The organism is Pantoea sp. XAF26B01_ASV70, from assembly GCF_054512635.1.
Window position 1 is genome coordinate 2,751,821 of record NZ_CM137251.1, and the last position, 14,247, is coordinate 2,766,067.

The following is a 14,247-nucleotide window of genomic DNA, read 5'->3' on the forward strand; positions in this document are numbered from 1 at the left end:
ATGTTCGGCAGTGAGGAATTTGACTATGTTTGATTTCAAAGTTTCTACCCATAACTATTACGACAATGCCTGCCGCAAGTTCGCGCTAACGCACAACATGGAAGACGTTGCGCAGTGAGCTGGTATGCGAGCACAAACGCTGCGTAACAAGCTGAATCCCGATCAGCCTCATCAGCTCACAGTGCAAGAAGTGTTAGTGCTTACCGATGTCACGACGCTCATTGATGGCTTACTAGCGCAAATCCAGTGTCAGGAGATTGAAGAACAGCGCGGAAAACATCTGCAGGTCAAAGCATGATGTCAGAGAATTAAGCTTACCCGTGGAATGCTCCACGAGAAGCGATTGCCAGCCCCTATCCTACTTATCAGGAACTGCGAAGCCGCGATCAGTTGATTACGGCTTTGGCTCATTCTGAGCAATTATGCGCTCAGCATCCAATGCTGATACAGATCGATGTCAGACGGCGCGTCGCCGAGGTGGAAAAATCACAGGGCATTGCCCGTGCCAATACGTACTTAACGAAGACTTTTGTTGAGCGCACATTGCCAGGCGTCGAATGTGTGAATGCAAAGTATTGGTTCGACGAAATGAAAGCCGGTACGTTTAATTTGCTGACAGAAAATGCCACTAAGGAGATCAGTGCCTACCTCACCTGCTCGCGTCAGGGTGATATTCTCGCAATGAAAAAGAGCCAGATCATGGATGAGGGCATACTGATCAAACAGAGTAAAACCAGTGTTGCTCAGATCAAGGCATGGTCGCCACGGTTTGCAGCAGCAATCAAAATGGCAACTGAACTACCACTCAAACCAGGCATGAGCAGTATTTTCATCATCCACCAGCCTAATGCTTCAGGCTACACCCGGGACGGGTTTAATAGCCGCTGGAGTGCTGCGCGTGAAGCGGCAAAGCTCAAATTTCCAGAACTACTGTTTGATTTCACTTTTCACGATTTGAAGACAAAGGGTGTGTCTGATCTGGAGGGGGATTTGTACGAGAAGAGAGCCATTACGGGGCATAAAAATGTGGAGCAGACTGCAGCTTATGACAGAAAAATAGTGGTGGTTCCCGTAGTTGGCGGACAGGTGAAAGAGAAATAATATTAGGAGTGGATATTAGGAAGCTGAATTCAGGCACAAAAAAACCGCCTCTGAGGGGCGGTCATACGACACTGCTTATCATTGATTTTATTGGTAATTCGATATGGTGCCCGGGGCGGGACTTGAACCCGCACAGCCTTACAGCCGAGGGATTTTAAATCCCTTGTGTCTACCGATTTCACCACCCGGGCAGGGTGTAACTGGAGGCGCGTCCCGGAGTCGAACCGAGGTACACGGATTTGCAATCCGCTGCATAGCCACTCTGCCAACGCGCCTTAAACTGATGTGCCGTCAGGTTAACCTGACCTGCGAATCTGGAGCGGGAAACGAGACTCGAACTCGCGACCCCGACCTTGGCAAGGTCGTGCTCTACCAACTGAGCTATTCCCGCAATTCAGCAATTTCGTCGAACCTGCTGATTTTATTTATCTTCTGGCAGCCTGGCTGCCGTTCGATGCGATGCATTCTACTTAGATGACGCAATGAGTCAATAAAATTATCCTCACAGCGCGTCCGTTTGCTGCTTTTTAAATCGTATCGATCACGGTTCGAGCAGATCACCGCGCGCGGCGCTTAAATACTGGAACATAGACCAGAAAGTCAGCACGGCAGCAATGTATAACGCCACCACACCAATCGCCACGACGGTCGCATCAGGACGCCACAGCAAGGCAAACAGTGAGAACATCTGGGCAGTGGTTTTCACTTTACCAATCCAGGAAACCGACACGCTGCTGCGTTTACCAATCTCCGCCATCCATTCACGCAGCGCAGAGATAATGATCTCGCGTGCAATCATGGTGGCAGCGGGCAGCGTAATCCACCAGGCGTGGAAATATTCAGCCACCAGCACCAGCGCAATGGCCACCATCACTTTATCCGCTACCGGATCGAGAAACGCACCAAAGCGTGTTGTCTGCTTCCAGCGGCGCGCCAGAAAGCCATCAAACCAGTCGGTGATGGCAGCAAAAACAAAAATCAGTGCAGTCGCCAGCGGCGCCCAGGTGAACGGCAGATAGAAAGCCAGCACAAAGAACGGGATGAGCACGACTCGAAACAGGGTGAGACACGTCGGAATGTTTAATTGCATATGCCGGTAACTGTCTGGATATAGGTAGAATTTAGCCTATGTTCCTACATTGCCCCCCCCGTTTCAATGCTAGTGTTTCAACGAGTAGTATATTTTTTCTGCCAGAGCATGTGAGATACCGGGTACATTGGCGATCTCCTCCACCGACGCGTTCATCAGCGGTTGCAGGCCCCCCATGTACTTAAGCAGTTGCTGACGCCGTTTCGGCCCCACCCCTTCGATGCTTTCCAGTGCGCTGGTGTTCTTTACTTTGGCCCGTTTTTTACGGTGGCCTGAAATGGCATGATTGTGAGCGTCATCACGAATATGCTGGATCACATGCAGCGCTGGCGCATCGGGTGGCAGCGAAACGCCCTCACCTTCCGCTTCAAAGAACAGCGTCTCCAGTCCGGCTTTACGATCGCTGCCTTTCGCTACGCCGAGTAAAATCGGCCGGCTTTTGTCCCAGGGCACATCCAGTTCCGCGAAGACCTGCTTCGCCTGAGACAGCTGGCCCTTACCGCCATCGATCAGAATTACATCCGGGATCTTATCTTCTTCAATCGCTTTACCATAACGGCGGCGTAGCACCTGATTCATGGCGGCGTAGTCATCACCCGGCGTAATGCCGCTGATGTTGTAGCGACGATAATCGGCACGCAGCGGACCATTCTGGTCGAACACTACGCAGGAGGCGATGGTCTGCTCACCCATGGTATGACTGATATCGAAACACTCCATGCGTTTAATTTTGTCCAGCTCAAGAAACTCCGCCAGCGCCATCAGCCGCTGATGAATTGTGGAGTGCTGTGACAGACGCGTGGTTAACGCCGTCGCGGCGTTGGTGCGCGCCAGTTTGAGATAACGGGCGCGATCCCCGCGCGGCTTGCTCTGAATACTCACCCGACGTCCGGCCAGCTCACTGAGCGACTCAGCCAGCAGTTCACGCTCTGGCAAGGTGAAGTCCAGCAAAATATCGCCAGGCAGCGTACGTGCCTCGCTGCCCTGCAGGTAGAACTGCCCGACAAAGGTCTGAACGACCTCAGCCAGATCGGTATCGACGGGCACTTTCGGGAAGTAGCTGCGGCTGCCTAACACTTTGCCCTGACGGATAAACAGCACGTGGAGACAGGCCATGCCCGCTTCATAAGCCACACCCATCACATCAAGGTCATCACCCTGATTCGAGACAAACTGCTTTTCGGTGATCCGTCGCACAGCCTGAATCTGATCTCGCAGGTGTGCCGCCTCTTCAAAGCGCAGGCCGATGCTCGCCTCTTCCATCCGTTTGACCAGCTGGTTGAGAACCTGATCGTCTTTCCCCGCCAGGAACAGGCGCACGTAATCGGTCTGCTGCGCATACTCCTCCTCACTGACCAGTCCCGCGACACAGGGACCCAGACAGCGACCAATCTGATATTGCAGACAGGGCCGGGAGCGATTGCGGTAGACGCTGTTTTCGCACTGGCGGATAGGGAAAACTTTTTGCAGCAGCCCCAGCGTTTCACGCACCGCATAGCCGTTGGGGAACGGGCCAAAGTATTCGCCTTTGGCATGCTTTGCACCACGGTGCATCGCCAGTCGCGGATGGGTATCGCTGCTAAGAAAGATGTAGGGGTAAGATTTATCGTCGCGCAGCAGCACGTTGTAGCGCGGCTGGTAGAGCTTGATGTAGTTATGCTCAAGCAGCAGCGCTTCGGTTTCGGTGTGGGTTACGGTGACATCGATGTGCTGGATATTACTAACCAGCGCTTCGGTTTTGCGACTGCCGACCTGAGTGCGGAAGTAGCTGGTCAGACGCTTCTTCAGGTCTTTGGCTTTGCCCACATAGATGACGGTGCCTGAGGCGTCATACATGCGGTAAACACCGGGCTTGCTGGTTACCGTACTCAGAAAGGCTTTGGAATCAAAAACGTCATTCACTACTGATTAACGGCTCCGCATTATAGAGGCCATGTCGAATGGCCAGATGCGTTAACTCTACATCGCCACTGATATTCAGCTTGCTGAACATCCGGTAGCGGTAACTGTTAACGGTTTTAGGACTGAGATTTAACTGCTCGGAAATTTCCGTCACCTTTTGTCCACGGGTGATCATCAGCATAATCTGCAATTCCCTTTCCGACAAACAGCTGAAGGGGGATTCCGCTTTTTGTGGCTCAATCTGGCTCAGCGCCATCTGCTGAGCGATATCTGAAGCGATGTAGCGCTGTCCGGCATTGACCGAGCGAATCGCATTGATCACCTCCTGCGGCGCAGCCCCTTTACTGAGGTAGCCTGCAGCCCCCGCCTGCATCACTTTCGCAGGCAGCGGATTTTCCGTGTGAATGGTCAGCATGATGATTTTGATATCGGGATTGTAACGCACGATTTTGCGCGTCGCCTCCAGTCCACCGATGCCCGGCATGTTCATATCCATGAGGATCACATCAACCTGATTGGCACGGCACCACTTAGCGGCATCCTCGCCACAGTTGACCTCTCCGACCACGGCCAGACCTTTGACATCCTCAAGGATGCGACGGATTCCGGCACGGACAAGTTCATGGTCATCAACAAGAAGCACACTGATCAACGGGGAAACTCCAGAGGCTAAAAAAAGAGGAATCAATTAACGAATACAGGCGATAATCATACCCGCTTTTACCTCAAAAGCACATCAACAAAGCAAAACAGTCGACGCTTCGCATAACGATTTCCAGCCCCGTGCAGCCAGCAATAACAGAGATTTCTTACAACCGACAGGCGTACTGAATAATCCTTAAACTCTTACTATTTCATGGTATTAACACCAGACTTTGCTGTGCCTTATCGCTGCAGGCCCTTGTGATATCTGGCCCGGCAACACCTGTAATTACTTTCAGCGATTGATTAGTTGTACTGGACAAACCAGCTGTTTATAGCGAAGCGAACCGGCTGCTCCAGCAACTTACTGACCCTGTGATATACTCACGCACTGCTGTTCGGACAGATTGCCGACACATTGTCATTCACCAAGGAGAAACGCATGAGCGATGAAGATTTTGCAACTTCGCAGGAAGCCCGGAAATTAGCGGATGAAATCGCGGGTCTGAAGATGATGATCACCCTGATCCTGAAAGGTATGGGCCAGGCTGATGCCGGCAAAGTGATTATCAACATGGAACGCTATGTACAGACGCTGGGCGACAAGCCTCAGGCGGAAGTATTCAGCAATACCATTAAGCAGATCAAAACAGCCTACCGTCAGTAAGCTTGCTTGCCCCCACAGCCGCGGGGGCAAATTAATTAACTGTGCGCCTGCCAGTTAACCGAAACGCCCAGCGTAGGCAGCACCTCTTCCGGACTAAAGCGCCGCGTTCCCCGATACTTTTCAGCCAGCGCTGGCTGAACCACCGGAATACGGATCGCAAACAGATTATCTTCTGACAGAATAAGTCCCGGCGTCAGCGGCTCATACACCACCTGATGCTCTTCAAACATCTTCTCCAGCATCGGCGTTGCCGAACTGATGATGTATTCCATACCGTTCAATTCTGCCAGCTGCACGGCGTGCCAGAGAATATTCAGTGGCAGTTCAGCGTCCACATCCAGCCGTGCCGAGAAGCGCGACATTTCCCACACTTTCTCATGGCTGAAAGGCAGTACGATGCCTTCACTCAGTTCAGGTTCGAACCAGGGCATCAGACGCGCACAGCCGCTGATGCCCTCCCGCGCATTCCATGCGATCAGCCAGGTGACATCTGAACGATCGTAGCGATCATATTCCTGTCCTGGCGTGCTCAGACGTGGCGGAATTGACCACCCTTCGCCGCGCGCAAAGACGCTGTATCGGTAGCTGCCGAGTTCGGCAAGCAAAGAGGATGGCATATCCTTTAATTGCGTTTGCACTATTTTCATCATGCGCCTCTGACATCCCCATGTTTGCAATGATTTCTTTGCGCCAGCCTGGCAAAGTCCCGGCGCAGGGTAGACAACAGACCTGTGCAAAGGAACGGCGAAGTGTAGCCGTTGCTTTATGTTCAGATCAGTCCGATTGCCGCTGCATAGCAGGCAATCTGCGTTTTATTGGAAACATTGAAACGCTTTTGCATGTTTTTTTGGTGAAAGTTAACGGTATGTTCAGAGATGGATAAAATAAGTGAAATTTCGACCGCCGTTTTTCCTTCAGCTGTCCATTTCAAAATTTCCAGCTCGCGCTGACTAAACTCTTTTTTTAGTACCATCATTGCATCATCGCTAAAGCGTTCCAGCGTATCCAGACTTAGTTCCGCTAAAAGGTGTAGTTTCACCTCCAGCTCAGCATGGCAGAGCTGGACAGAAATGGGCTGTTGCGACGATATAGATAATATACCAATGACGCGATTTGGTGCCATTGCAGAGCAAGAAAATCCGCTCTGCAGCCCATATTCTCTCGCCTCATGCCACAAATTGCCGGCGTCGGCGAAGAGTTCCTCCGTCCACGCCATGCCTTTGCCCGGTCGCTGACACAACCTGAGCACCGGATCGACAGCGTAATAATTCTGCTTCTCATAGCGTTTAACCCATAATCTGGGATAGGTGCTATGTAAATGAATGCGCGGTCGGTTAAAAGGCACCGGGTGCTGAATCAAAAAGGCAAAATAATCGAAGCCTAATGATTCAGTAAATTGTTGCAATAACGGCTTCAATTCAGAAGAAACCGTTAATGCCTGAAATTGTTCTTTCGCTTCATGTCGCCAGGCGAAATAATTTTCAGTGCTCATATTGCCTCAGCGTTAATTTCACTCGCCCTTCCGGTAATATTCATTCGGATTCATCGGATAAAATAAATTTGCAGAAGAAAATTAATTTATCGTTCAGGACGAATCTGTCGCGATCTACAGCGCATTTAACCTTTCACCGTTGGAGCGGAGTGAAAAAGTGTTCCTGCCTTTACAAGGTGAGGCCGATCACAGCAATTTCAATCACCCCAGGAGAATAAGATTTTTCTGATAGGATTTCAATCCCTGACCTCCAGTGCAATTTTATCTCAGACCCGAAACGTCTGCTGACAATATTGAATCGCGATGCTGATTGTTGGGTAAATAACGAGTAAACAAGGCGTTAATTACTCCGTTATAAGCGAAGCGGCAGTGACAAATTTCTGACATATTTTTTATCAGGAAATAAGCCCGGCTCTCTCTTTGCAGCATCAGGACCGGTTTCGTCAGACGACCCCTCAGCCCCTGTGGCGTCTGTTGAGGCAGCTAACCGGCTTGCTGCCCACGCCACGCGCTTGCCGGTGAAAGACCTGTCCCGGTTTTCAGTGGCAGCCCTGTAAGCGTAACGATGTGCTGTTTAATAAACCTTTTCGGGTCTCCCCTGCCCGACCGTGCTCTGCGCCGGTCGATTCACATCCTGCTGTGGTTTATCCACTTATCTGACTGCAAATACCTGATCCAGGACAGCGCGTCCGTAAAGTCTCGTTTACTTACTCTGCTGTCTGACCGCAATACGTGGCGGAGAGCACTATTAATGGCGTAATGCTCAACACTGACTCTATTTTAATCAGTTAAATCACTTTAACGATAGTCACGCAACTAAATCATCTGAAAATAAATTTGCAGGTAAAATCCGTTCTTTTCTTAATCACGCACTTTTTTATTTATGCGATACCTTTCCCTTATTTCTGCCAGCGCAATCATGAAATAATTTCATCATGCCGCCAACAGGCGCTGAGCAAATGACGCTGAGAATTTGCGCAAGGGTTTTATCCCGCAGGCATCGTTTTATTCTTACAAATGGCCCTGAAATCGGTTTTTTTAGGAGCATCCTGACCTGTTGTCAGACTATTTCAGTAAGGGATTAGGTTCAGCAATGATAACTGGATGGGTTTTACTGGCACCATAAGAACATTTCTTAATCAAACACGGTATTAATCCTGTCTGATGATTTATCGGCAGTAGCCTGCACCACGCATACCCAGATGAAAATGTGAGGCGTGAGCGGCGTTATAGTCCGGCCCCAGCGCATTGCCGAATACCTCACAGCCGCCACGCCACAGCGTATGAAGCATTGCCGCTTTTTCTTCCGGCTGTTGCCAGTGACGACTGACCTCAAGCCGCTGGCCATCAGCCAGCTGAAAGCCTGTCACATCCCAGGCATCGGCGGTGGCATGTTCACTGAGCCGCCCCTGAGCACGATGATAAATATTACGGCAGGCGTAACTGCCGACATGCGTAATTCGTACCAGTGGACTGTGCATCTCTCTGGCGGTCTGTTCACGACTGCGCAGAGCATACATGGTGCTGGCGACGGCCATAGGACAGCTGGCCAGAAAGCTGCTGCTGAGGCTGACCGGGCCAAATTTCTGAACCCGCAGCGGATGACTGAGCGGACAGTGACCCGTGACGTCCGGACGCTCGCTGAAGCTGACCCAGCCCGCCTGTTGAGCGCGGCGCATCACCGCCAGACATGCGTCAGGATCGCTGGCCAGCCTTTTCATCTTAATCTGCGTCATCCAGCCCGGCGGATCGGTAACAGAGAGTGGCGTAAAGGGATTAAACTGCGGCGGCAGATGCTGCTTAAGCCAGGGTAAGCTGACCCATCCCAGCGCAAGCAATAGCAAAAACAGGATAAGCGTGCGCATAGTCCCTCTCGCAGCATGATGATTAGCAAACAAAAAGTGTAGAAGCGCATCGCCCTTCACGCCGCCTGACTGACATAACGTGATGAATAATTACCCAGGCTGACGAAGGTTTGAACAAAATCGCGCTTTATTGCCGCTTCCGGGACGGCAGGCATCACAATTGGTAAAAAAGCGTTACCCGATTCCGGCTCTCTTCCTCTATCTTATGCCGACTTGCCCTCAGGCAGACGCCTTGACTAACAGCCAGCAGAGCTGAACACAACATCACGACAGGAAAGACAATTCTATGGTTGATCAATCTAAAGAAACCGCAAGCACCCACGAGACGCCCGATAAACTCCAGCGCAATCTGCACAATCGTCACATCCAGCTGATCGCCATTGGTGGCGCTATCGGTACCGGCCTGTTTATGGGTTCCGGTAAAACCATCAGCCTGGCTGGCCCCTCGATCATTTTTGTCTATATGATCATCGGTTTTATGCTGTTCTTTGTGATGCGCGCCATGGGGGAGCTGCTGCTCTCCAACCTTGAGTACAAATCCTTTAGCGATTTTGCCGCTGATCTGCTTGGCCCGTGGGCGGGCTACTTTACCGGCTGGACCTACTGGTTCTGTTGGGTGGTAACCGGCATTGCCGACGTGGTGGCAATCAGCGCCTATTTCCAGCTCTGGTTTCCGGGCTTCTCGATCTGGATGAGCGCCCTGCTTTGCGTGGTGGTTTTTCTGGCGCTCAATATTGCCACCGTCAAGCTGTTTGGCGAGATGGAGTTCTGGTTTGCGATCATTAAAATCGTCGCCATTGTGGCACTGATCGTAACCGGGATTGTGCTGGTATCGATTCACTACCCCTCACCGGGCGGCGGCACAGCGTCACTCAGCAACATCTGGGATCACGGCGGCATGTTCCCGAAAGGCCTCAGCGGCTTCTTTGCCGGCTTCCAGATTGCGGTGTTTGCCTTTGTCGGCATTGAACTGGTGGGCACGGCAGCGGCTGAAACCCACAATCCGCATAAAGTGTTACCGCGCGCGATTAATGCTATTCCGTTGCGGGTCATTATGTTTTACGTGCTGGCGCTGATGGTGATTATGGCGGTAACGCCCTGGACCCAGGTGATGGCCGATCGCAGTCCGTTTGTTGAGATGTTCGTTCTGATTGGTCTGCCTGCGGCTGCGAGTATCGTTAACTTTGTGGTGCTGACTTCTGCCGCCTCCTCAGCCAACAGCGGCATCTTCTCCACCAGCCGTATGCTCTATGGCCTGTCGCAGCAGGGTGTGGCCAGCCGCGCCTTTGGCCGACTCTCTGCCCGTGCGGTGCCGACTACCGGCTTGTTTTTCTCCTGCCTGTGCCTGCTGATTGGTGTGGCGTTGATCTACCTGATCCCGGATGTGATGAAGGTCTTCACGCTGGTGACCACCGTCTCGGCCATTCTGTTTATGTTCGTCTGGACCATCATTCTGTGCAGCTATCTGGCCTACCGTAAAAAGCATCCGCAGCGCCATGCGGAGTCGGCATTTAAGATGCCGCTGGGCAAATTCATGTGCTGGGTCTGCATGGCATTCTTCGCATTTGTGCTGGTGCTGCTGACGCTGCAGGAAGATACGCGCCAGGCGCTGATGGTTACGCCACTCTGGTTTGCCCTGCTGGGTGTGGGCTGGATGCTGCGTAATCGTCGTAGCCGCTAATCGGTAATATCATGAACAAAGCCCGGTCAGATGACCGGGCTTTTTTTTACAGGCGATCGCCCAGCGCAGAGAAAATGGCGGATAAAGAGGGGCGTTCATTAGGTAAGCGCTGCGGCCGGGGATCGGGCTGCTGAGGCGTGCCCAGACCAAAGGTGAAGGTATACTTATCGCCTTCGCCCATGCGCAGGTCGGCAATCGTCGTCTGCCCGTCCTGCTCCCGCAGCGCGTAGAAGCCGTGGCTGAACCAGGCGACACGTTCTGCATACCAGCTGCCCCGAAAGGCGTCGAACAGTTCAGGATGACGCGGATACCACGCCACCTGCAGTGGCCGTGAGGGCGACAACAGCGACCAGTAAACTTCGCCATAGCGATCCGGCGTCATAATCACGCTGCGCCATACCAGCGTATTAAAGGCCGTGGGCGTCACCAGCACTTTATTGTCCGGAATACCCTGCTCCGCCAGCGACGCTCTGATCTGCCAGCCTGCGACGCCCTGAATCACCACACTCCAGACCAGATAAAGGGTACTCAGCATCAGCCCGAGCCGGTTTCCGCGCAGCCCTTTATCACTGCGCCGCCAGAGCGCGACGCCCAGACCTGCCAGCAGCGGCAGCGTATAGAGTGGATCGATGATGTAGATACTGCCGATGGCATAAGGATAATCGGTGATCGGCAGGCCAAGCTGGGTGCCATACACCGTCATCAAATCGAGCAGCGGATGGGTAATCAGCGCCAGCCAGATGGCAGGCCACCATGCTGCCCACTTCACCCGCTGGCGAAACAGACCCGCCACCAGCCATGCAATCAGTGGCGAGAGCAGCGTGAGCCAGAGCAGCGCATGCGTTTCCGTGCGATGCAGGGTCATGTTGCGTATCGCATCGCCATGATCAAGAAAGACATCGAGATCGGGTAAGGTGCCGCAGACGCCGCCCACCAGCGCGGCCTGCCAGACCGGCACCCGACGTCCCATCACTGCGACACTGACTGAGGCACCCAGCACCAGCTGCGAAACAGAATCCATTGATTAACTCCGTACCTGAACCGTGGATGTATCCTGAATTAGCGTACGCGAATCCCTTCGATGATCATGCGCTGCACGTTATCAACAGCCTGATCGAAAAACGCCGGATCGCTGAGCGTCTGGCCGGTAACGGCCTCAACCTGAGTGGCAAAATCGGCGTAATGCTGCGTGGTGGCCCACAGCATAAAGATCAGATGCTGCGGCTGTACGCCCGCCAGTCGTCCTTCATCAATCCAGCGTTCAATAATTGCCGCTTTGTCATCCACCAGCTGCTTAAGATCGCCTGCCAGCTCCCCTTTCAGAAGCGGAGCACCCTGCAGCATCTCCAGACAGAAGAGCCGGGAAGCCTGAGGATGATCGCGCGACACTTCCAGCTTCAGCCGGATGTAGCGACGAATCGCGACCAGTGGATCCTGATCGTGCGCCAGCGCGCGTAACGGTGCCAGCCAGACATCCAGAATCTGCTTAAGCACTGCCACATAGAGCACTTCTTTAGAGGGAAAATAGTAGAGCAGATTGGTTTTAGAGACATCGGCCAGCTCGGCCACCTTATCGAGGCTGGTGCCGTGAATGCCAAACTGTGAGAAGAAGGTTAATGCCGCTTCCAGTATGGCGGCCCGCTTCGCCGCGACCGCACGCGAACGTCGCGTTGGCTTTTTTTCATCGGTATTCACACGTTTACCTCATCCTTCTGGTGTCAGCGCATCATAGCAAAGGGATTCATCGCTGCCCAATCCGCGCCCTGCACCTTTTTTGCTCAGCCTGCATGGAAAACGTGCAGCGAATTTTGACCAGACGGTCTGAAATGGACCAGTTACTCCACTTACCTCTTTCGGGTTAATTTTAACTCATTGTTATCTAAAAGAATAAAAAAAGTGGCACACAGTTTGCAGAATTGTGACTGAGCGCGGCCCACACGGACGATGCAGGATGCAGTGCAGCGCGTGAAACACCTTTCCCCCATCGCAACGAGGTTTCACATGAAGATAGGCGTCTTTATTCCGATTGGTAACAATGGCTGGCTGATTTCGTCCAATGCGCCGCAGTACAAGCCGACTTTTGAACTGAACAAAGCGATCGTGCTGAAAGCAGAGCATTACCATTTCGATTTTGCGCTCTCGATGATCAAACTGCGCGGCTTCGGCGGAAAAACCGAGTTCTGGGATCATAATCTCGAGTCGTTCACCCTGATGGCAGGCCTGGCCGCCGTGACATCACGCATTGAGATCTACGCCACCGCCGCCACCCTGACGCTGCCTCCGGCGATTGTGGCGCGCATGGCCTCCACCATCGATTCCATTTCAGGCGGTCGCTTTGGCGTCAACCTGGTGACCGGCTGGCAGAAGCCGGAATATGAACAGATGGGAATGTGGCCTGGCGATGAGTACTTCAGCAGCCGCTACGCTTATCTGACCGAATACGTTACCGTGCTGCGCGACCTGTGGGGCACCGGAAAATCGGACTTTAAAGGTGAGTTCTTCACCATGAACGACTGCCGGGTGAGTCCGCAGCCGCAGCGCCCGATGAAGGTGATCTGCGCCGGACAGAGCGATGCCGGTATGGCCTTCTCTGCTCAGCACGCCGATTACAACTTCTGCTTTGGTAAAGGTGTTAACACGCCTGCCGCGTTCAGCTCTACCTCGATTCGCATGAAGCAGGCCGCTGAAAAAGCGGGCCGCGATGTCGGCTCCTATGTGCTGTTTATGATCATCGCTGCTGAAACGGACGAAGAAGCGCGGGCGAAGTGGGAACACTACAAAGCCGGTGCGGATGAAGAGGCGCTCTCCTGGCTCACCACTCAGAGTCAGCAGGACACCAAATCGGGCAGCGACACCAATGTGCGCCAGATGGCGGATCCGACCTCGGCAGTCAATATCAATATGGGCACCCTGGTGGGGTCGTATGCCAGCGTGGCGCGGATGCTGGATGAGGTTGCGCAGGTCGAAGGCACCCACGGCGTGCTGCTGACGTTTGATGACTTCCTGCAGGGTATCGAGAACTTCGGGCAGCACATTCAGCCGCTGATGGCCTGTCGCAGCGCCCTGCTCGACGCACAGCAGGAGGTGGCATGATGGCTACCGTTTATTGTGCTCACACGCCGGATGTTCCCCAGGTTGAACTGCCGGCGCGGCCAGAGCCGATCGCCTTTCCGCCTGGCCAGACCGCGCTGATTGTCGTGGATATGCAGAACGCCTACGCCACTGAAGGCGGCTATCTCGATCTGGCGGGCTTCGATGTTTCCGCCACCAAGCCGGTGATTGCGAAAATCCATCAGGCGGTGACGGCGGCCCGTGCGGCAGGCGTTCAGATCATCTGGTTCCAGAACGGCTGGGACAGTGACTATGTAGAAGCGGGCGACGCCGGTTCCCCCAATTTCCACAAATCGAATGCCCTGAAAACCATGCGTAAACGGCCTGAACTGCAGGGGTCGCTGCTGTCAAAAGGCGGCTGGGATTACGCGCTGGTCGATGAACTGGTGCCGCAACCCGGTGACATCGTGCTGCCGAAATCACGTTACAGCGGCTTCTATAACACCCCGCTCGACAGCATGCTGCGCAGCCGCGGGATCCGTCATCTGATGTTTACCGGCATCGCGACCAACGTCTGCGTTGAATCGACGCTGCGCGACGGCTTCTTTCTGGAGTACTTCGGCGTGGTGCTGGAAGACGCCACTTATCAGGCCGGCCCGCCCTTTGCTCAGCAGGCTGCCCTGTTCAATATCGAAACCTTTTTTGGCTGGGTATCGGATGTCGATACCTTCTGCGAAAGCCTGAATGCCCGCTAAT

12 protein-coding genes, 3 tRNA genes and 2 pseudogenes are annotated in these 14,247 nt (G+C 53.3%); 6 read left to right on the plus strand and 11 right to left on the minus strand.

The window, feature by feature from the left end; all coding sequences use genetic code 11:
- Positions 1–25: 25 nt before the first annotated feature.
- Together ACX8ZY_RS12980 and ACX8ZY_RS12985 are read left to right on the plus strand one after the other, a co-directional pair.
- Positions 26–250, plus strand: a pseudogene (locus ACX8ZY_RS12980) (phage regulatory CII family protein); the annotation flags it as partial.
- 392 nt (positions 251–642) lie between these two features.
- Positions 643–1,101 (plus strand): annotated as a pseudogene (locus ACX8ZY_RS12985) (site-specific integrase); the annotation flags it as partial.
- Between the two features lie 104 nt (positions 1,102–1,205).
- Here ACX8ZY_RS12985 and ACX8ZY_RS12990 read toward each other — a convergent pair.
- The 6 genes from ACX8ZY_RS12990 to uvrY all read right to left on the minus strand — a co-directional run bounded on the left by ACX8ZY_RS12990 (position 1,206) and on the right by uvrY (position 4,745).
- Positions 1,206–1,292, minus strand: a tRNA-Leu gene (locus ACX8ZY_RS12990).
- A 10-nt stretch (positions 1,293–1,302) separates the two neighbouring features.
- Positions 1,303–1,376 (minus strand) — tRNA-Cys (locus ACX8ZY_RS12995).
- 40 nt (positions 1,377–1,416) lie between these two features.
- Positions 1,417–1,492, minus strand: a tRNA-Gly gene (locus tag ACX8ZY_RS13000).
- Between the two features lie 150 nt (positions 1,493–1,642).
- Positions 1,643–2,191 (minus strand): CDP-diacylglycerol--glycerol-3-phosphate 3-phosphatidyltransferase, encoded by a 549-nt coding sequence (gene pgsA, locus ACX8ZY_RS13005; RefSeq protein ID WP_010246604.1) that lies wholly within the window; start codon positions 2,189–2,191, stop codon positions 1,643–1,645.
- A gap of 69 nt (positions 2,192–2,260) precedes the next feature.
- Positions 2,261–4,093, minus strand: a complete 1,833-nt coding sequence (gene uvrC, locus ACX8ZY_RS13010) for an excinuclease ABC subunit UvrC (RefSeq protein WP_421665028.1) — start codon at positions 4,091–4,093, stop codon at positions 2,261–2,263.
- Entirely contained in the window at positions 4,086–4,745 is a 660-nt protein-coding gene (gene uvrY, locus ACX8ZY_RS13015) for a UvrY/SirA/GacA family response regulator transcription factor (RefSeq protein ID WP_010246608.1), read from the minus strand. Before uvrY ends, uvrC begins: the two co-directional genes overlap by 8 nt.
- Positions 4,746–5,177: 432 nt before the next feature.
- Between uvrY and ACX8ZY_RS13020 the strand changes: the two genes are divergently transcribed.
- On the plus strand, positions 5,178–5,402 hold the full coding sequence (locus ACX8ZY_RS13020) for a DUF2594 family protein (RefSeq protein WP_003849983.1): 225 nt from the start codon (positions 5,178–5,180) through the stop codon (positions 5,400–5,402).
- A gap of 35 nt (positions 5,403–5,437) precedes the next feature.
- On the opposite strand, the gene ACX8ZY_RS13025 is transcribed toward ACX8ZY_RS13020, so the two are convergent.
- The 3 genes from ACX8ZY_RS13025 to ACX8ZY_RS13035 form a co-directional block, all read right to left on the minus strand.
- Positions 5,438–6,049, minus strand: a complete 612-nt coding sequence (locus tag ACX8ZY_RS13025; RefSeq protein ID WP_029518973.1) for an acyl-homoserine-lactone synthase — start codon at positions 6,047–6,049, stop codon at positions 5,438–5,440.
- 122 nt (positions 6,050–6,171) lie between these two features.
- Entirely contained in the window at positions 6,172–6,894 is a 723-nt protein-coding gene (gene sdiA / locus ACX8ZY_RS13030) for a transcriptional regulator SdiA (RefSeq protein WP_045140567.1), read from the minus strand.
- Positions 6,895–8,063: 1,169 nt separating this feature from the next.
- Positions 8,064–8,759 carry an extensin-like domain-containing protein gene (locus ACX8ZY_RS13035; RefSeq protein ID WP_010669801.1) on the minus strand — a complete coding sequence of 232 codons (696 nt, stop codon included), beginning with the start codon at positions 8,757–8,759 and terminating at the stop codon, positions 8,064–8,066.
- A 286-nt stretch (positions 8,760–9,045) separates the two neighbouring features.
- On the opposite strand from ACX8ZY_RS13035, the gene cycA reads away from it, so the two are divergent.
- Positions 9,046–10,440: a D-serine/D-alanine/glycine transporter gene (cycA, locus tag ACX8ZY_RS13040; RefSeq protein ID WP_022625909.1), complete on the plus strand. Its 1,395-nt coding sequence runs from the start codon at positions 9,046–9,048 to the stop codon at positions 10,438–10,440.
- A 46-nt stretch (positions 10,441–10,486) separates the two neighbouring features.
- On the opposite strand, the gene ACX8ZY_RS13045 is transcribed toward cycA, so the two are convergent.
- Together ACX8ZY_RS13045 and rutR are read right to left on the minus strand one after the other, a co-directional pair.
- Positions 10,487–11,461: a metal-dependent hydrolase gene (locus ACX8ZY_RS13045; RefSeq protein ID WP_421665030.1), complete on the minus strand. Its 975-nt coding sequence runs from the start codon at positions 11,459–11,461 to the stop codon at positions 10,487–10,489.
- 38 nt (positions 11,462–11,499) lie between these two features.
- Complete coding sequence (gene rutR / locus ACX8ZY_RS13050; protein ID WP_003849991.1) at positions 11,500–12,135, minus strand: HTH-type transcriptional regulator RutR; 636 nt, start codon at positions 12,133–12,135, stop codon at positions 11,500–11,502.
- Positions 12,136–12,441: 306 nt separating this feature from the next.
- Between rutR and rutA the strand changes: the two genes are divergently transcribed.
- Both rutA and rutB read left to right on the plus strand, forming a co-directional pair.
- Positions 12,442–13,533, plus strand: coding sequence for a pyrimidine utilization protein A (gene rutA, locus ACX8ZY_RS13055; protein WP_158131857.1), 1,092 nt, complete (start codon positions 12,442–12,444; stop codon positions 13,531–13,533).
- Entirely contained in the window at positions 13,533–14,246 is a 714-nt protein-coding gene (rutB, locus tag ACX8ZY_RS13060) for a pyrimidine utilization protein B (RefSeq protein WP_010246624.1), read from the plus strand. Before rutA ends, rutB begins: the two co-directional genes overlap by 1 nt.
- The last annotated feature ends 1 nt before the right edge of the window (position 14,247 follow it).